This is a genomic window from Pseudoalteromonas sp. NH0006-46 (assembly GCF_057547735.1).
In genome coordinates, this window is sequence record NZ_BAAJML010000007.1 from 131,369 (window position 1) to 149,884 (window position 18,516).

20 protein-coding genes are annotated in these 18,516 nt (G+C 39.7%); 8 read left to right on the plus strand and 12 right to left on the minus strand.

Annotation, left to right across the window (positions count from 1 at the left end; genetic code table 11):
- Positions 1–28 precede the first annotated feature (28 nt).
- The 10 genes from AC27I2_RS14085 to AC27I2_RS14130 form a co-directional block, all read right to left on the minus strand.
- Positions 29–1,057, minus strand: coding sequence for an FAD:protein FMN transferase (locus AC27I2_RS14085; protein WP_487204631.1), 1,029 nt, complete (start codon positions 1,055–1,057; stop codon positions 29–31).
- A 113-nt stretch (positions 1,058–1,170) separates the two neighbouring features.
- A complete protein-coding gene (gene nqrF, locus AC27I2_RS14090) occupies positions 1,171–2,394 on the minus strand; it encodes an NADH:ubiquinone reductase (Na(+)-transporting) subunit F (RefSeq protein ID WP_058552184.1) in 1,224 nt (407 codons plus the stop codon).
- A gap of 17 nt (positions 2,395–2,411) precedes the next feature.
- Complete coding sequence (nqrE, locus tag AC27I2_RS14095; protein WP_006791490.1) at positions 2,412–3,020, minus strand: NADH:ubiquinone reductase (Na(+)-transporting) subunit E; 609 nt, start codon at positions 3,018–3,020, stop codon at positions 2,412–2,414.
- A 10-nt stretch (positions 3,021–3,030) separates the two neighbouring features.
- The gene (locus tag AC27I2_RS14100) at positions 3,031–3,663 is read right to left on the minus strand and encodes an NADH:ubiquinone reductase (Na(+)-transporting) subunit D (protein WP_006791491.1); all 633 of its coding nucleotides are present in this window, start codon (positions 3,661–3,663) and stop codon (positions 3,031–3,033) included.
- The gene (locus tag AC27I2_RS14105) at positions 3,663–4,412 is read right to left on the minus strand and encodes a Na(+)-translocating NADH-quinone reductase subunit C (protein WP_010556997.1); all 750 of its coding nucleotides are present in this window, start codon (positions 4,410–4,412) and stop codon (positions 3,663–3,665) included. The genes AC27I2_RS14100 and AC27I2_RS14105 overlap by 1 nt, the downstream gene beginning before the upstream one ends.
- A complete protein-coding gene (locus AC27I2_RS14110) occupies positions 4,405–5,619 on the minus strand; it encodes an NADH:ubiquinone reductase (Na(+)-transporting) subunit B (RefSeq protein ID WP_006791493.1) in 1,215 nt (404 codons plus the stop codon). The genes AC27I2_RS14105 and AC27I2_RS14110 overlap by 8 nt, the downstream gene beginning before the upstream one ends.
- 1 nt (position 5,620) lies before the next feature.
- Entirely contained in the window at positions 5,621–6,964 is a 1,344-nt protein-coding gene (locus AC27I2_RS14115; RefSeq protein WP_219423037.1) for a Na(+)-translocating NADH-quinone reductase subunit A, read from the minus strand.
- A gap of 509 nt (positions 6,965–7,473) precedes the next feature.
- A complete protein-coding gene (gene fabV / locus AC27I2_RS14120; RefSeq protein WP_487204632.1) occupies positions 7,474–8,667 on the minus strand; it encodes an enoyl-ACP reductase FabV in 1,194 nt (397 codons plus the stop codon).
- A 111-nt stretch (positions 8,668–8,778) separates the two neighbouring features.
- Positions 8,779–9,090, minus strand: a complete 312-nt coding sequence (locus AC27I2_RS14125; protein WP_058404993.1) for a BolA family protein — start codon at positions 9,088–9,090, stop codon at positions 8,779–8,781.
- A gap of 78 nt (positions 9,091–9,168) precedes the next feature.
- Positions 9,169–9,762 (minus strand): alpha-ketoglutarate-dependent dioxygenase AlkB family protein, encoded by a 594-nt coding sequence (locus AC27I2_RS14130; RefSeq protein ID WP_487204633.1) that lies wholly within the window; start codon positions 9,760–9,762, stop codon positions 9,169–9,171.
- 41 nt (positions 9,763–9,803) lie between these two features.
- On the opposite strand from AC27I2_RS14130, the gene AC27I2_RS14135 reads away from it, so the two are divergent.
- The 4 genes from AC27I2_RS14135 to AC27I2_RS14150 are packed head-to-tail and all read left to right on the plus strand — an operon-like array spanning position 9,804 to position 13,558.
- Positions 9,804–10,946 (plus strand): methyltransferase, encoded by a 1,143-nt coding sequence (locus AC27I2_RS14135; protein ID WP_058404991.1) that lies wholly within the window; start codon positions 9,804–9,806, stop codon positions 10,944–10,946.
- 2 nt (positions 10,947–10,948) lie between these two features.
- Positions 10,949–11,509 (plus strand): YajG family lipoprotein, encoded by a 561-nt coding sequence (locus AC27I2_RS14140; protein ID WP_487204634.1) that lies wholly within the window; start codon positions 10,949–10,951, stop codon positions 11,507–11,509.
- 2 nt (positions 11,510–11,511) lie between these two features.
- Positions 11,512–12,132 carry a peptidylprolyl isomerase gene (locus tag AC27I2_RS14145; RefSeq protein WP_058404989.1) on the plus strand — a complete coding sequence of 207 codons (621 nt, stop codon included), beginning with the start codon at positions 11,512–11,514 and terminating at the stop codon, positions 12,130–12,132.
- A gap of 46 nt (positions 12,133–12,178) precedes the next feature.
- On the plus strand, positions 12,179–13,558 hold the full coding sequence (locus AC27I2_RS14150) for an AmpG family muropeptide MFS transporter (protein ID WP_487204635.1): 1,380 nt from the start codon (positions 12,179–12,181) through the stop codon (positions 13,556–13,558).
- A 73-nt stretch (positions 13,559–13,631) separates the two neighbouring features.
- Here AC27I2_RS14150 and AC27I2_RS14155 read toward each other — a convergent pair whose 3' ends face one another.
- Positions 13,632–13,871, minus strand: a complete 240-nt coding sequence (locus AC27I2_RS14155) for a helix-turn-helix domain-containing protein (RefSeq protein ID WP_006791502.1) — start codon at positions 13,869–13,871, stop codon at positions 13,632–13,634.
- A gap of 450 nt (positions 13,872–14,321) precedes the next feature.
- Here AC27I2_RS14155 and AC27I2_RS14160 point away from each other — a divergent pair, with 450 nt between their 5' ends.
- Positions 14,322–14,510, plus strand: coding sequence for a hypothetical protein (locus AC27I2_RS14160; RefSeq protein WP_058404988.1), 189 nt, complete (start codon positions 14,322–14,324; stop codon positions 14,508–14,510).
- 46 nt (positions 14,511–14,556) lie between these two features.
- Here the strand turns inward: AC27I2_RS14160 and erpA are convergent, their stop codons facing one another.
- Entirely contained in the window at positions 14,557–14,895 is a 339-nt protein-coding gene (erpA, locus tag AC27I2_RS14165; RefSeq protein WP_006791504.1) for an iron-sulfur cluster insertion protein ErpA, read from the minus strand.
- Positions 14,896–15,218: 323 nt separating this feature from the next.
- Here erpA and AC27I2_RS14170 point away from each other — a divergent pair, with 323 nt between their 5' ends.
- From AC27I2_RS14170 to AC27I2_RS14180, 3 genes are all read left to right on the plus strand, one after another.
- On the plus strand, positions 15,219–16,901 hold the full coding sequence (locus AC27I2_RS14170) for a chloride channel protein (RefSeq protein ID WP_058404987.1): 1,683 nt from the start codon (positions 15,219–15,221) through the stop codon (positions 16,899–16,901).
- 15 nt (positions 16,902–16,916) lie between these two features.
- Positions 16,917–17,351, plus strand: coding sequence for a CopD family protein (locus AC27I2_RS14175; RefSeq protein WP_058404986.1), 435 nt, complete (start codon positions 16,917–16,919; stop codon positions 17,349–17,351).
- Between the two features lie 117 nt (positions 17,352–17,468).
- Entirely contained in the window at positions 17,469–18,485 is a 1,017-nt protein-coding gene (locus AC27I2_RS14180; protein WP_006791507.1) for an aspartate carbamoyltransferase, read from the plus strand.
- Positions 18,486–18,516 lie beyond the last annotated feature (31 nt).

The window sequence follows — 18,516 nt, forward strand, 5'->3', positions numbered from 1 at the left end:
TCTATGGAAATAAACCAGCTTTAAACACTTACAAGTAGGGTTCAAATGCAGGACTTGAATACGTAACTAAGCCATCAGGCGATTTAGCAATCAAATACACAGCCAAATTATTATCTTGTGCATAAGCTTGCGCTTTTTCCATCCCCATAACGGTTAATGCAGTTGCTAAGCCATCTGCGGTCATTGCACTTGGGTGTAATACCGTTACAGAAACTAGGTCGTGCTTTATTGGCATTCCCGTAAGCGGATCAATCAAGTGCGTGTAAGTTTCGCCATCCATAATATAAAAGATGCGGTAATCACCAGAGGTTGCAATTCCCATTGTGCCAGGTAACAAAATACGGTGCACTTCACGCTTACCAGGCTCTGCATCAGGTTGCTCTATTGCTATTACCCATCCTTGACCATTCGGCTTTTCACCAGATATACGAAGCTCACCACCAATTTCAACCATGTAGTTAGTAATACCGCGTCTTTCTAATAATTGCGCAACTTTATCTATGCCGTATCCTTTTGCTGTTGCAGAAAATGATAATTCAAGCCCATCAACTGTTTTTGCTAAGCCTTGTTCATTTAAAACAAGCTTATCTACACCAATGTTTGCAATCATTGCCTGAAGCTCACTATCGGTTGGTCGGTTGGTCGGCTTTTTATCAGGGCCAAATCCCCATAAATCAATTAATGGTCCCATTGTTACATCAAGTGTATTGGTAGATTCACCGATCCGAATTGATTCGCTTATAACAGCCCTGAAGTCTTCACTTATTGGCATAAATTGATTTGCTGGCAAGCGATTAAATGTATTTATCTCCGAGTCTTTAATGTATGTAGACATAGACTGGTTTACGTTGACTAATACAGCATCTATTTGTTCTTGTATTTGAAGAGCAGATATTTCCTCTTGCTCGTCATAGTATTTAATATGATAGGTAGTCCCCATGGTTTTACCTTCTAAATAGGTTTCCTTTGGAACCGATTCTGCGCATCCAGATAACAGTAAAGTCAGCGTAATAATAAATAAGGCGATTATGCCCTGGGGAGTATTTACTTTGTTCATAACAACCCTACTTAATAGGTTAAAAATTAATAAATAATAATAAAAAAGCCTCGTAACACACAGTGCTACGAGGCTGATATTTTAACCAAAACTAATCTGTTTTGATATGCGTGTTAGCCACCGAAATCATCTAATAAGATATTTTCGTCTTCAACACCTAAATCTTTAAGCATATTGATAACTGCCGCGTTCATCATTGGAGGACCACACATGTAGAACTCACAATCTTCCGGCGCTTCGTGCTCTTTAAGATAGTTCTCAAATAACACGTTATGGATAAAGCCAGTATAGCCTTCCCAGTTATCTTCAGGTTGTGGATCTGAAAGCGCTGTGTGCCAAACGAAGTTATCGTTTTCAGCAGCTAGGCCGTCAAAATCTTCAACGTAGAACATTTCACGCTTAGAACGCGCACCATACCAAAAACTCATCTTACGCTTAGAATTTAAACGTTTAAGTTGATCAAAGATATGTGAACGCATTGGTGCCATACCTGCACCACCACCTACAAACACCATTTCAGCGTCAGTTTCTTTAGCGAAGAACTCACCAAATGGACCTGAAATAGTAACTTTATCACCTTCTTTAAGTGACCAAATGTACGATGACATTTTACCACAAGGTAGGCTTAGGTTTCTTGGCGGCGGCGTAGCAATACGCACGTTAAGCATGATGATGCCTTCTTCTTCTGGGTAGTTAGCCATTGAGTAAGCACGAATTGTTTCTTCGTCTACTTTTGACTCCAGGTCAAAGAAACCAAAATGATTCCAGTCGCCACGATACTCTTCAGGAACATCGAAATCTGCGTATTTAACATGGTGAGCTGGTGCTTCTATTTGGATGTAACCACCCGCACGGAAAGGCACTGATTCGCCATCTGGAATTTGTAGCTTCAGTTCTTTAATGAACGTTGCTTTGTTATCGTTAGAGATAACTTCACAATCCCATTTTTTAACACCGAAAATTGACTCTTCAAGTTCAATTTCCATGTCATTTTTAACATTTACCTGACACGCTAAACGACAACCTTCGCGGGCTTCACCTTTAGAAATGTGATCAAGTTCAGTTGGTAGAATATCGCCGCCACCTTCTTTTATGTGAACACGACACTGGCCACAAGAGCCACCGCCACCACAAGCAGAAGATACGAAAATACCCGACTCAGATAGTGCACCTAATAGCTTACTACCTGCTGATGTTTTAATGGCTTTGTCTGCATCGCCATTAATACCGATGATGATATCACCGCTTGCAACTAGTTTAGACTTAGCACCAATGATGATTAGAACTAGTATTACAACGATAGCGATAAAAACACCAACGCCTAAGAAAATATCCATGATTGACCTCGCTATTATTACAGTGAAATACCAGAGAATGACATAAAGCCAAGACCCATCAAGCCAACAGTGATAAAGGTAATACCTAAACCACGTAAACCATCTGGTACGTCTGAATACTTCATTTTCTCACGGATACCTGCAAGTAATGTAATTGCAAGCGCCCAGCCCACACCAGCGCCAATACCATATACAACAGACTCGCCGAAGTTATAGTTACGCTCAACCATGAAAGCTACCGCACCAAAGATTGCACAGTTAACTGTGATCAATGGTAAGAAAATACCTAATGCGTTGTATAGTGGCGGGAAGAACTTATCTAATGCCATTTCAAGAATTTGCACTAGTGCTGCAATAACACCAATGAAAGTTAAGAAACGTAAAAAGCTAAGATCTGCTTCTGGGTAACCAAGCCACTCAAGTGAACCTGGTGCTAATACCGCATGGTAAACCAAGTTGTTAACTGGTACAGAAATACCTAAAACAACAATAACCGCTACACCTAGGCCAATTGATGTAGTTACTTTTTTAGACACGGCTAAGAAAGTACACATACCTAGGAAGAACGCTAAAGCTAAGTTTTCAATAAAAACGGCTTTTACAAATAAACTAATATAATGTTCCACTTATCGCCCCTTACGCTTTAGCTTCTACTTGGTCTTTCTTATAAGTACGAAGTACCCAAATGAATAAACCAATGATGAAGAATGCACTCGGTGGTAAGATCAATAGACCCATAGGTTGGTACCAACCACCATTTTGTACTAATGGAATAATATCAACACCGAATAGTGAACCCTTACCAAATAGCTCACGAATGAAACCAACAGTAAGAAGTACTACAGAGTAACCTAATCCGTTACCAATACCATCAAGGAAAGACATTAATGGTGGCGACTTCATCGCATAAGCTTCAGCACGACCCATCACGATACAGTTAGTAATAATTAGACCAACAAATACAGACAGCTCTTTTGCCGTAGCGTAAGAGAAAGCCTGCAGTACTTGGTCAACTACGATTACTAATGACGCAATAATTGTCATTTGTACGATAATACGTACTGACGATGGGATGTGGTTACGAATAGTCGAGATAAAAAGGCTTGAAAACGCGGTTACCAATGTCAAAGCTATTGACATGATTAATGCATTTTTTAAGCTAGACGTTACAGCCAGCGCAGAACAAATACCGAGTACTTGAAGTGCAATTGGGTTGTTAGCGAAAACTGGCCCAAACAGGACCGCCTTCATTTCTTTAGTATCAGCCATTATTTCAATGCTCCATTACGTACTTTAGCAAGGAAAGGGCCAAAGCCGTTTTCGCCGGTCCAAAAATCAACCGCGTGATCAACACCGTTAGATGTTAATGTAGCACCTGAAAGACCATCGATTTTATGCTCATCACCGCCCGCAGTTCCTTTAACGATCTGGATTGGTAACTCTTTACCTTCCCACGTTGCAGTCCACTGTGGGTTTTGAATTTCACCACCTAAACCAGGTGTTTCATTATGCTTGTAGAAGATGATGTCCTTAATTGTTTCGCCATCGCTTTCAAGCGAGATAAAACCGTACATCAAACCCCATAAACCATAACCCTGGATAGGAAGGATAATTGCATCAGTAGAGCCATCGTCTTTTTTAGAGATATAAACAGGCGCACGTTTGGTAATACGTTGAATACCAGCGATGTCCTTAATACCATTCTCTTTTAAAGATTTGCTTAGCTCTGCATCATATTTGCTTTTTTCAAAGTCAAAGTCTTCTACAGGATCTGCAAAATCACCGCTTTGCATATCTATAAAGCGTGTTTCGATTTTAGCTTCAAACGTTTCAGCAACGTTATCAACTTTGCTAATGCCTGCAGCAGCTAAAATATTACTTTGAATATCTTTTGCCTTATTTGCTTTTTGCAAAGGACGAAGTTGTACAGATGTTAGCGATACAATGACTGCACACACCAAACATAATGAGACAACAACAGCTAGCGTTTTGCCAATTGATTCGTTATTACTAGACATTACGTGCCAACCTCCGCTTGATATTAGCTTGCACTACAAAGTGATCGAATAATGGTGCAAACAAGTTAGCAAACAAGATTGCCAGCATGATGCCTTCTGGGTATGCAGGGTTAACAACACGGATCATGATAACCATAAAGCCAATAAGCGCGCCGTATGCCAATTTACCTTTATCAGTAAATGCAGCAGATACAGGGTCTGTAGCCATAAAGAACATACCAAATGCAAAACCACCTAGCACCATGTGCCAGTACCAAGGCATAGCAAACATTGCGTTAGTTTCTGAGCCAATTGTATTTAGTATTGATGATGTGATCACCATACCTAGGAATACACCTAGTACAATACGCCACGAAGCTATACGAACGTAGATTAAGAACAAACCACCAATAAGCACAGCAAGCGTTGACGTTTCACCCATAGAACCTTGGATAAAGCCGTAGAACGCATTCCACCACATTTGCATGTTAGCGTAACCTAAGTCACCACCTAACGTACCTGCAAATGCTTGACCTAGCATAGTTGCACCAGAGAATGAATCTACTGCTGTCCATACGGTGTCACCTGAAATTTGCGCTGGGTATGCGAAGAATAAAAATGCACGACCTGCAAGTGCAGGGTTTAAGAAGTTACGACCAGTACCACCAAATATTTCTTTTGCGATTACAACACCGAAAGTAATACCTAGTGCAACTTGCCATAGAGGAATTGTTGCAGGCAAAATTAGTGCAAACAGCACTGATGTTACGAAGAAACCTTCATTAACTTCATGCTTACGCACTGAAGCAAACAACACTTCCCAAAAACCACCAACAACAAACGTTGTTGCATAGATAGGTAGGAAGAAACAGGCTCCGTAGAACATTTTTGCGCCCCAACCGGCATCAGCAGTTAAATCACCGCCTAGTAGCTGGAATAAACCTACTTGCCAAATGTTAGCTAGTTCAAAGCCATTACCAAGTGCCATAGCAGCTTGATGACCAATATTGAACATACCAAAGAACATGGCAGGGAACGTCGCCATCCACACTAAAATCATCATACGTTTTAGGTCGATGTTATCGCGAACGTGAGTTGAGCCTTTATTTACATAACCCGGTGTGTAAAAAATAGTCGCCGCTGCTTCATACAGTGCGTACCATTTTTCGTGTTTTCCACCTGGTTCAAAATGCGGCTCGATATCTTCTAAGAAAGTTTTTAAACCCATTTTAGCCTTCCTTCTCGATCGTAGTTAAGCAATCGCGTAGGGCTGCGCCGTACTCGTATTTGCCAGGACAAACGAAGGTGCATAACGCTAAATCTTCTTCATCTAATTCAAGCGCACCTAATGAAATTGCACTGTCTAAATCACGAGACAGTAAGTCACGTAATAATAGTGTTGGCAAAATATCTAGTGGCATAACACGCTCATAACTTCCAAGTGGAACCATGGCACGTTTTGAACCACCCGTAGACGTTGTCATTTTAAATAAACGACTCGGTGTAAGGTGAGACAAGAATGTACGCGTTACAGAGAATTTATCACTACCTGGTGCAATCCAGCCAAACAATTCCTTTTCGCGACCTTCAAGTAAAACAGATACTTGAACATGGTAACGACCTAAGAATGCATGAACACCAGACGACGTAGCACCGGCAAGTACAGAACCAGAGATAACACGGTTATCACCGTCTTCTAATTCACCTGCCACTAAATCATCTAATGAAGCACCTAATTGTGTTTTCACTAAACGTGGATTTTTAACGCGTGGACCTGCAAGAGAAACAACACGATCTGTGTAAATTTCACCACTAAGGAAAAGGTGACCATACGCAATAACGTCTTGGTAACCGATATGCCACACTTGCTTGCTAGCAGATACAGGGTCAAGGTTATGAATATGAGTGCCTACAAGGCCAGCCGGATGCACACCACCAAACTCATGTACTTCTACTTGAGCAATAGATGAGCTAGGAATTTGGCTACCAGCTTGCTTACAAACAAATACTTTTCCGTCGGTCAAACGCGATACAACTGCTAAACCCGCTTCAAACGCTTGCGCATTTTCAGCAATAATCACTGCAGGATCTGCAGCAAGAGGGTTAGTGTCTATAGCGGTTACAAATATAGAGCTAGGATTTGCATCCACAGCCGCTACTTTGCTGAATGGGCGAGCACGTAGTGCTGTCCATTGACCTGACTGAATTAGTACTTCTTTGGCTTTTTCACGGTCTAAGCTTGTAAGCTCAGCCTCAGAGAAAGAGTCAAAGGTGATTTGCTCACTGCCGTTTACTTCAATAACAACAGATTGCAGCACACGTTTAGCACCACGATTTATTTCTTTTACAACACCAGAAGCTGGTGCGGTAAATAGGACGCCTGGGTTCTTTTTATCTTCAAAAAGTACCTGGCCTTTTTTAACTTGGTCATCCATACGAATATGCATGGTTGGACGCATACCTATAAACTCTTCACCTAGCACGGCTACTCTTTTGACGGGTGAACCGTCGTGAATAACTTGCTGAGGTGCGCCATCTAATGGTAAATCCAGACCTTTTTTTATGTTGATCATACGCACTTGCACTACATTAACGGAAAGAAACTGAAAAATCGTACCAACCACGTCGCCATTTAAGCTACCCCAAGTTATTTCAATGTATAAAAGAAAAACTCGCTTTGGTTATTAAACAGGCAACGCGGTAAAAACTCTTCACATATTGCCTTAATTTTAACACCATTGTGGGTGACTATGCGAGTGTATTTATGAAAATTATACGACTGAAACGCTTATTTGGTTTTGTTAGCTAGATTTAATAAAATTTAAGTTAGACCAAAGTGGTAGCTTAAGCAAAGAATGAGGTTTTTTAATTGAAAAAAGTCGCATGATGCGACTTTTAAATTAGGGTATGTTGACTTTATAGGATTAAAGCTTGCTGAATCTTAAGGCGGTACCTGTTTAGCAATAATACTTATTTATGGGCAATAACCACAAAACATCAGCTCTGCATTACCGAAATTCCAAACTGGTTACTCAACATTTTACCAAGAAAGACAACAAGCCCTGACTATTCAATTAATTGACTAATCAATCATATTTGCAATTGTTTGAACTGGCTCTACGTCTTGCTCGTAATCAACTGACTCAATGCCAAAACCAAATAAGCGTAAAAATTCATTATGGTAACCAGCGTAATCTGTCAGTTCATCAATCGTGCTGGTATCTACTTTATCCCATACAGTTTGAATACGTGCTTGAACATCATCTTCAAGCTCTTTGTAGTTTTGGAATAAGTGCCCGCCGTCATCAAAACGCGGCGCTTCACCGTACAGGTTTTCGGTAAACAAACCATGAATTTGCTCAATGGTGCCCTCGTATGTTCCGTCCGCTTTCATAACTTTAAATAAAGCAGAAATATACAATGGCATAATTGGTATAGCAGAACTTGCTTGTGTTACAACCGCATTAAGTGACGAAACATACGCTTGACCGTTTAACGCTTTAGTTGATTCTTTAATCGCAGCCGTTGCGCGGTCTAAGTCTTCTTTTGCTTTGCCAATAGTCGCGTGCCCGTAAATTGGCCACGTTAACTCTTTACCGATGTAAGTATAAGCAGTCGTTTTAAAGTTATCAGCAAGTACGTCGGCTTCTTTTAAAGCGTCAATCCACATTTCCCAATCTTCACCACCCATTACTTTAATCGTGTTATCGATATCGTCTTGTGTGGCAGCTTCTACAGTAATTTCGTCAATTTCACGCTTTGACGTATTTAGATTTTTTGTTGTAACTGCGTTGCCGATTGGCTTTAACGTTGATGAGTAAACTTCACCCGTGTTTGGGTCAGTACGACGAGGCGACGCTAAACTGTAAATAACCAGATCAACCTTGCCTAAATCCGCTTTAATCGTATCAATTGCTTTTTGTTTTATTTCGTTTGAAAAGGCATCACCGTTGATATTTTTAGACCACAAACCGGCTTCGTCTGCTGCATTTTGAAAAGCAGCTGTATTATACCAACCCGCCGATCCTGTTTTACGCTCGGTGCCTTCTTTTTCAAAGAAGATACCCAATGTTTTAGCACCGCCACCAAATGCTGCCGTAATACGCGATGCCAAGCCGTAGCCTGTAGATGCACCAATAACTAACACATTTTTTGGCGCATTTTTTAATGCGCCTTGTTGTTTTACATAGTTAATTTGCTCTTGCACATGTTCGCTACAACCTACTGGGTGAGCGTTTGTACAAATAAATCCACGAATTTTTGGCTTAATGACCATTGATGATCCTATATCTTTACTAAAAAATTAGCGCTAGTTTAAAGGCTAATACTTAAAACACTGATCTGATCAGTTAAATACCGGGGTAAATAGCTGTCAAACCTCAATTAATCAATCTAATTTAGACCCACCTAAACAGTTTGGCGACGCAGGTACTTCACTATCATGCTCAGCGTATTCATCAGGAGTGTAAGTATGAATAGCCAATGCATGTATGTCATTTGCAAGTTCATCTTTTAAAATTTCATTAATTTGACGATGACGTTGCAGAAGGCGCTTACCTAAAAACTCTTCGCTGACCACTATAACTTTAAAATGTGAGTCAGTACCCTTGCTATGCATATGACTTTCGTTAATTACGTTTAAATGCTTACACGCTATAGCATTGCTGATTTTTTCTTGGATTTGTTGCTGCATTGACATATCAAACCATTATTTATAGCTAATTTATGAACTTATCATAGCAAGCTGCCCTGCCCGTTGGCTAACTAAATTACTCAACTAACCTTGTTTTATATACCTAAAGGTTAAACTTATGCGTGGATGAGCTAAGGTTGTTTGCTTTAAAATAGCATGCTGAAAATCTCGCTGACTATTGCCACTCATAACCAAACAACTACCACTGTGTAATTTTAGATCCGTTACTTTATTACTGGCCTTATCTTTAAGCTTTAATACTCGCTCTGCCCCAAGTGATATGCACACAATTGTGGGTTGCTGACCCAACTCTATCTCATCATCACTGTGCCACCCCATGGTGTCGTTGCCATCACGATAATAATTAACTAACAACGAATTAAAAGGCTGGTTTAAATGTGCCTCTAATCGTTTTCGCATTGCCATTAATATACTTGGCCAAGGTTCAGTTATTAACTTACTATTTGAATAGCCGTATTCAATTTCATGGTCGCTAATAAAACATTGTAGTCGTGGGATCGGCCTTGTTTTAGAGTAAACAGTGACTTCTGGCTGCTGCCAGTTAAGGTTTTTTTGTAGATAGTAAAATAAATCGAGGCTTTTTTGCGCGCTAAGCGCCTTTGTTTGATAAGAAAAGCCATTTGGTAACTGTTGGGGGTTGGCGTTTTGCCGTTGCATGTTAGAATTTACCTACATTAGTTTACTGATACAAAACCACTATGACGACCCAAGCCCAGCTAGGCGATAAAACTTTTACTCTTGAACGCTTCCCTTTGGATCAAAAAAACCGCAGCTTACAAGCGTGGGATTCGGGCGATGAGTACCTTATCAATTATGTTAACGAACATCATCCTGATTGTCGCTCATTGCTTATTTTAAACGATAGCTTTGGTGCCCTTGCCTGTAGTTTTAATCAGTTAACGGTTTGTTCAGTTAACGACTCTTATATTAGCCATCAAGCGGCGGCGTATAACCTACAAGAAAACAAGCTATCTACAACTCAATTTACGCAATTGGATAGCTTATCAGCGTTACCGGAGGATATTGATTTAGTATTAATAAAAATACCTCGTAATGTTGGCTTTTTACAATTTCAACTAAGTGAGTTAAGCGAAGTGCTTGCACCAGGCACACCGGTTATTGCTGCAGGTAAAACTAAAGATATTCATAACTCGACAATTAAGGCTTTTGAACAGTTTATTGGTGAAACTAAAACAAGCTTAGCTGTGAAAAAGTCACGTCTTATATTGAGCAGTGCAAAAGGCGGTTATAAAGCCGCTGATTATCCTGTTTCGTGGCAACTTGAAGGCACCGAGTTTACCATTACAAATCATGCAAATGTGTTTTCGCGTGATTCATTAGATATTGGTGCTCGATTCTTTTTTAACTACTTGCCGCAAACACCAAAAGCTAAGCACATTGTTGATTTGGGTTGTGGTAATGGCGTGGTAGGTGTTATGACCTTGGCACGCTGCCCTAAAGCCTCAGTAACGTTTGTTGATGAGTCATACATGGCGGTTGAGTCTGCACGACTTAACGTAGAGCAAAACATGGCAGAACGATTTGATGATTGCGAATTTATCGAAAATGACTGCCTAACCGGCTTTGAAAAAAACAGTGTAGATATGGTGCTATGTAATCCCCCTTTTCACCAAGCACAAGCGGTTACCGATCACATTGCTTGGCAAATGTTTAAACAAGCTAAGGACACATTAAAAGAAGGCGGAGAGCTACGTATTATTGGTAATCGCCATCTTGACTATCATGACAAGTTAAACCGTATGTTTGGTAACTGTAAGCTATTAGGTTCAAACAAAAAGTTTGTGGTTTTAAGTTCAACTAAAAATAGTGGGGTGTTGTAACAATGACAATAATAAACCGTATATTTGGCTGTGCTGCATTTTTTATTTTAGCAGGCTGTGCAAACCAACCTAGCCAAGTAATACTTAACCCAGTTTACCAAAATGGCCAAGTAAGCACTATAAATAGCAGCCTGAGCACGAGTGTTATTGATGTACGTGGCGATACATCGACCCTCACTCTAGTTGACTCGGACAAAACAAAAACATTTGCCAGCCAAGGTATTACTGAGTCAATTAAAAGTGCTCTTGACAGTGCTCTTAGCCGCAATGGTGCAAGTATTTCAAATTTAGCAACTACTCGATTTGAGCTAGATATAAATGCCTTACAAGCAGTGGTTACTGAAACCTTAGTAAGCCATAAAAGTGAAGCTAAAATTGAACTGAGTGTTCGTGTAGTTCGTGCTACAAGTAATTTTACTAAACAGTATAGCGGTAATGCAGCGCTAGAAGGCCCGCTTGGACATGACAGAGCAAAAATAGAAGGTCAACTCAATAAGTTGACTGAACAAATGATAACCCGCATTGTGTCTGACCCTGAATTAATACAGTTTTTAGAAGGTTAACCATGAAACGATTTTTTATACTTTGTTTAGCCCTGTGTTTGAGCGCCGCAAGTCTAGCAGCTCAAGAGGGCAGATTTGTACAAAAAGACAATATGTTTCCACGTGTTGAAATAGTAACATCGCTAGGCAGCATTATTGTTGAGCTAGACCGTTCTCGGGCCCCTATTACAGTCAATAACTTTTTAACTTATATTTCAGATAAAAGTTATCAGGGTAGTATTTTTCATCGCGTGGAACGCGACGAAGAAAACGAGCGCGACTTTGTTATTCAAGGTGGTGGATATGACAAAGACATGGAAGGTTTACATCAAAATGACCCTATTTTTAATGAAAGCGGGAACGGCCTAAAGAATGATATGTACAGCATTGCCATGGCATACCAAGACAGACAACCGCACTCAGGTACTCGCCAGTTTTTCTTTAACATGGATAACAATGACCATTTAAACCCAGGAAGAGATTGGGGGTTTGCGGTATTTGGAACTGTAATGGAAGGATACGAAACCCTAGATAAAATTATGGCTGTTAAAACAGTTTATAATGAAAAAATTGGTTATGACTTTGTACCAGAAACACCGGTGGTTATTTTAAATATTAAAATGATTGAACCAACACCATTATAATTAATGAGGTGCAGTAAAGCTGCGCCCACTCGCCAATGAAGGCCCTATGAGCAATACTCTCTCTTTCAGCGAATACTTTTCGTATTTTAAAGATAAACGTTTAATTAATGTGTTTATTTTCGGTATTAGCAGTGGTTTTCCGTGGGTATTGATTGGCTCTGTAATGTCGGCATGGCTAAAAGATGAAGGTCTGAGCCGAAGCATGATTGGCTTATTTGGTATTGTATTTGGCGCTTACAGCATCAACTTTCTGTGGTCGCCCTTAATCGACCGTACAAAGCTGCCTATTTTATATAAGTGGCTAGGCCAACGCCGTAGCTGGATTCTTTTTTGCCAAAGCTTTATATTTATTGGTGTATTATTACTCGCAGGGCTTGATTTAAAAGAAAATTTAGCATTAGTAGCTGCAATTTGCTTACTAATAGCGGTAGCCTCTGCAACACAAGACATTGCAATAGACGCCTTTAGAATAGACACACTAAGTGAGAATGAATCTCACAAAGCCACAGCAGCAGCGGCAATGGCCACCTCCGGGTGGTGGACTGGATACGCGTTACTAGGCGCAATTCCATTTTATCTGGCGGATATTCCCTCGCTCGATTGGCCGCAAATTTATTACTTTTTAGCCGCAGTAATGCTGCTACTCATGAGTGGAGCTCTATTTGCCAAAGAGCCGGCCTCTAACCGAGAAGCCGTTCACGAAGGACTAGAGCGTATATATATCGCAAAACTTGCCACTATTAATAAAACCCCAATTAATAAAGTAGTTGCCTGGTTGGTGGTCACTGTTATTGATCCTTTTAGAACTTTTTTTGCAAAAAACGGCGTTAAAACGGCACTCGCATTACTTGCTTTTATATTTTTATTTAAAATTGGTGAGGCCTTTTTAGGAAGAATGTCGATTGTTTTTTATAAAGAAATTGGCTTCAGTAACAGTGATATTGCAACCTTTTCAAAAGTAGGCACCGCAGTACTTACCATTGCCTTTACCTTTGTAGGCAGCTTGTTTAACCAAAAGTATGGCATTGTAAAAGGGTTGTTTGTTAGTGGTGTAGCCATGGCAGCTTCTAATTTAGCATTCTCTGCTATTGCATTAGTAGGTCCTAACTTAGGTTTATATGCTTTTGCTATCGTAATTGATGGCTTTACTCAAGCGTGGTCTTTAGTTGCTATGGTGGCATTTATATCTATGCTATGTGACAGAGCGTTTAGCGCAACACATTATGCGTTATTGGCATCGCTGGGGAACTTGGGTAGAACATTACTTTCGAGCTACAGCGGTGTAGTGATTGATGATTGGCTGATGGGAAATTGGTCGTTATTTTTTGTTTTAACCGCTTTAATGGTGATCCCTTCTTTACTGTTTTTGTATGCAATAAGACATAAACTTTATGAGCTTGAGAAAAACTACCATAGTAATTATTAGGCTTAATGCATCCATGCATTAATATTTTGCTTAGCACATTTAATATGCCCTAAATGAACTAAGCAATACACTATTAATCTACTTTAAGCAGGCTTAGTGCTTCATGTGGGTCAACTTCAAGCGCAGTACAATAACGAACAAACTCAACCACATCTAAACGGCGTTCTTGATTTTCAATTTTGCCGATAAATGAGTGAGGTGTTCCAAGCACTTGTGCAAGGCTTCTCATTGTGTGGCCTTTTTCATGGCGTTTACTTTTAAGCCATGTTGTTAACTTAGCGTTCTCTTCTGAAGAAACAGTTTTCCCCATCATTTTACATCTCCTACTAGACGATTAGACAACCCCACAAAAGCAGCAGTCATGATCATAGCTGTAGGCAAGTAAGCAGTAACTTATGTTTTAAATAGCAATCTATCGCTTCTTAAAGCACTGGTTGCTACTCACTCCCACCCACATAGCTAAAAAATGACGCTTAAAATGTGGTAAAAGTTTTTTGTTATTAGAATGAAATTTTGCCCGTCTCATTCTTGGATACATTATATACTATTAACACTTTGGTTAAATAGTTAATTGTCTTTTCAACTCAAAATCAACCTAGGCAAACATTTACAAACACTGAATATTTCAGCTAAGTTATCAAAATCATTAAAAATAAATTTAATATTCTTAAAATATTAGCACACAATTTTTATAACAAATTTATTTCATATTAACGTTTTATGTTTAATATTAGACAATAATCAACGCAGAAAAGGTTACATAATGTTCAGGCTTCTTTTTTTATTACCTATTATTTTATGCGCAGGGTGGTACTTTTTCTTGCGTCACAATGGGGTTCCTATTAAGCAAGGTAAGAAAGGCTTTCTATATATTTTAGCGCTGTCGGCATTTGTATTAGGTTTTTTTGTATTAATAATGCAAATAACAGAGTACGCTCCCACTAATTTATAGGCATTAAAAAAGCCGCTAATGCGGCTTTTAATATATTGTTCTGTATTTACACACTGAAGCTTGCGCCACACCCACACGTCGTGGTTGCGTTCGGGTTAGATACAAAAAAGCGCGCGCCTTCTAAGCCCTCAGTATAGTCAACCACACCATCAACTAAATATTGAATGCTCATGGGGTCAACCACTAAAGTTACGCCATTTTTAACAATTTCTAAATCGCCTGGGTTTGCTTTTTCATCAAAAGTAAAACCGTACTGAAAGCCAGAACACCCACCACCGGTTACGTAAACACGCAGTTTCAGTTCCGGGTTTTCTTCTTCGTCGATTAATTGTTTAACACGAACAGCAGCGGCATCGCTAAACTGAATTGGTAATTCTTCTGACATTTTAAAACCCTCAATATCGTAATGGTGTGATTATCCAATACCCGAGTGTTTTAATCAAGTATAGTCAATTAACGCTTTGCTCTAAGTTATATCCATAAATACATTAAAAAAATGTCTGAATATCAGTTATGTGTACTAAAAAATACAGCACTTTAATATGCAACGAGTGGCATATTAAATGAGTAATTATTTTAACTAAAAAGCCTTAGTTTTACTATTTTCCCTAAATAGTTAATTTAAGCTAATAATTTTATAAAATCACAAGGACTTAGTGGTTGGCTTTTGCTAAAATACAGCTGAAAAATGCACTGAGGAAATAATGCATGTGGCTGGAGCAGCTCAGGCGTCGACTCGCACAACCTAAAACATCTGTACAATTATGCCTATTAGGCGTAGTTGCTGGGTTAATTGCTGCATTTTTTATTATTTTATTCCGCCTAACAATTCTTTTTTTTCAAAGCTTATTTTTAGAAACACCAGACGACTTCACAACCTTACCTACACTTGAACGCGTTTTAATGCCTTTAATTGCCGCATTTTTAATTGCTTCATTTGCAGCTTTTACTGGTTTCAAACATTATCGGTTAGGTATCCCATTCGTAATTCATCGCATTAAACGTCACTACGGGCAAATGCCTTTATACAATACGCTCAACCAATTTGTTGGGGGTGCTCTGGCATTAATCAGTGGCTTTTCGGTTGGACGTGAAGGTCCATCTGTTCATATGGGAGCGACTGGAGCCAGTATTTTAGCCGATAAACTCCACCTGCCTCACAATGCCATGCGTACTTTAAGCGGCTGTGGTGTTGCTGCGGGTATTGCAGCATCCTTTAATACACCTCTTGCCGCCGTTATTTTTGTTATGGAAGTGGTGTTAAGAGAATATAAAGTTCATATTTTTGTGCCTATTATGCTTGCTGCAGTAACAGGCGCGCTTGCTACTCAGTTCGTCTTTGGCGAAGGGTCAGAGCTTGCACTCATAACAATTGCTCCTTTGAGCGGCTGGCACTATCCATATTTAATTTTATGCGGCATGGCACTAGGTGCGATAGCATACAGTTTTAATCAAAACTTAATGTTAATTATTAAAACCTTTAAACCTTTAAGCATGTTCCCTCGTTTACTCATTGCAGGTTGTATTGCAAGTTTGATTGCTTATGCCGTTCCTCAAGCTATGGGCTCAGGTATGAGTGCAATCGCTATAGCGGTGGAGTCTCCTGATAACGTTCAGCTACTTACCACTATCTTGATTGCAAAATTACTAGCCACGCTATTTGCGATAGGTTTAGGTATTCCGGGTGGTTTAATTGGTCCCGTTATTGGTCTAGGCGTTTTAGTAGGAACGATGATGGCATTTTTTGCCCAGTTTATTAGCCCAGGTACTGATATCGCTGGTACCTACGGTGTATTGGGCATGGCAGGATTAATGGCCGCGACATTACATGCTCCACTTGCCGCGTTAACAACAGTGATGGAGCTTACATCGTCGCCTGAAATAATAGTACCGGCCATGCTTGTTATAACAACGGCGTATGTAACCGCATTACAAGTATTTGGTAATCGCTCTATATTTTTGCAGCAACTAGATTTTCAGGGCCTTCCCTATCATGTTTCGCCCGCCACTGAGGCACTACAAAAGGTGGGGATAATGGATGATATGGATGAAAACTTTAAATTGCTTTTTTCAAACGACAAAGAGCAAATAAAAAATACGCTCGACGCTATGGATAGCCAAACACCGCTCATTGTGTTTGACGAAGAAAACGGTTATCGCCTCGCGGAATACGATTTAAGCTTAATGTCTGACCAAGCAATAAATCTTAACTATGTAAATTTACAAGGTATAAGCAGTCAAGCAACGTTAGCTGATGCCTTTGATATGCTAAAAGACAAGCGAAGTGGCGCTTTGTACGTGCATAATCTACTAGATAATCAACAAATAATGGGCTTATTACGTTGGGATCAAATTCATCATATTTTGACCATTCGTAACAGCTTACTATAAATAATAAGGGTTACTATGAGCGCATTACTGATTTATAAAACGCTGCATATATTTTTTATGATTGCATGGTTTGCAGGCATTTTTTACTTACCACGATTATTTGTTTACCACGCAATGAGCCAAGAGCGTGCATGTAACTCTATGCTAAAAGTAATGGAACGCAGGCTCCTTTATTTTGTAACGCCATTTGCTATTTTAACGGCCCTTTTTGGTGTACTGACAATTGTTGAATATGGTCGTGAATGGTTTAAATACAGCATGTGGCTGCACTACAAGCTTGTACTGGTCATTATTTTATATTTGTATCATGCGTACTGTTTTAAATTATTAGCCGACTTTAAACACGACAGAAATACTAAAACAGATCGTTTTTACCGAATTTTTAATGAATTACCTGTTATCGCGCTGCTTATTATAGTTGCACTGGCAGTAATTAAACCGAGCCTTTAAGCGCTTTGGTACAACCAAATACCATATTAATTACATACTATTTAAAATCTAATATGCGCGATTGCGTGCCCCATTTTATGGATTATCGCGCCCTTTTGAAAAACTAGGAATAACCCCATGTTAAGTTTCCAAGGTGAACATATTCTGTCTGTTAATCAGTTAGACAGAGACTGCATTGAACGTATTTTTGCAGTAGCAAAAAAGATGGAGCCTTACGCTAAAAAGCAAAAGCAAACAACGGTACTTGAAGGCGCTATTTTAGCTAATTTGTTTTTTGAACCTAGCACACGTACACGCGTTAGCTTTGGTACTGCGTTTAACCTGCTCGGTGGAGGCGTGCGTGAAACAACCGGCATGCAAAGTTCAGCCCTTGCTAAAGGTGAGTCTTTGTACGATACAGCGCGTGTTATATCAGCGTATGCAGATGCAGTGGCAATGCGCCATCCAGATGCAGGTTCGGTTAGTGAATTTGCCGAAGGCTGTACCGTCCCTGTTATCAATGGCGGTGACGGCCCAAATGAACACCCTACTCAAGCACTGCTAGACCTACTAACGATTGAACGTGAGTTACATCGATTTGATCAAAACATTGATGGCATGCACATCGCTTTGGTTGGCGATTTGAAGTATGGCCGTACTGTTCATTCACTATCAAAACTATTGTGTCATTACAAAAACGTTAAATTTTCAATGGTGGCACCCGATGGCTTGCAAATGCCAACAAGTATTTTAGATGCAGTAGAAAACGCTGGCCATAAAATTGAACTAGTTAACAAAATGGAAGGGAACTTAGCGGCCGATATTGTGTATCAAACACGTATTCAAGAAGAACGCTTTCCATCTCAAGAAGAAGCAAACAAATACCGTGGCGGATTTAGAATTAGCCAGTCAATTTATAACGCACACTGTAAGCCTAATTCGGTGCTAATGCATCCGCTTCCTCGTGATAGTCGTACTGAAGCTAACGAGCTTGATAACGACTTAAACAGCAACGACAATTTAGCTATATTTCGCCAAGTACAAAACGGCGTATTAATTCGTATGGCATTGTTTGCTTTAACGCTCGGCGTAGAAAATAAAGTTGAGCAATATGAAGTAGACGTGCCTTGGTTTAGCCGCAAACGCGACAGCTAACCTTTTTTTAAGTGACAATTTATAGGATTTT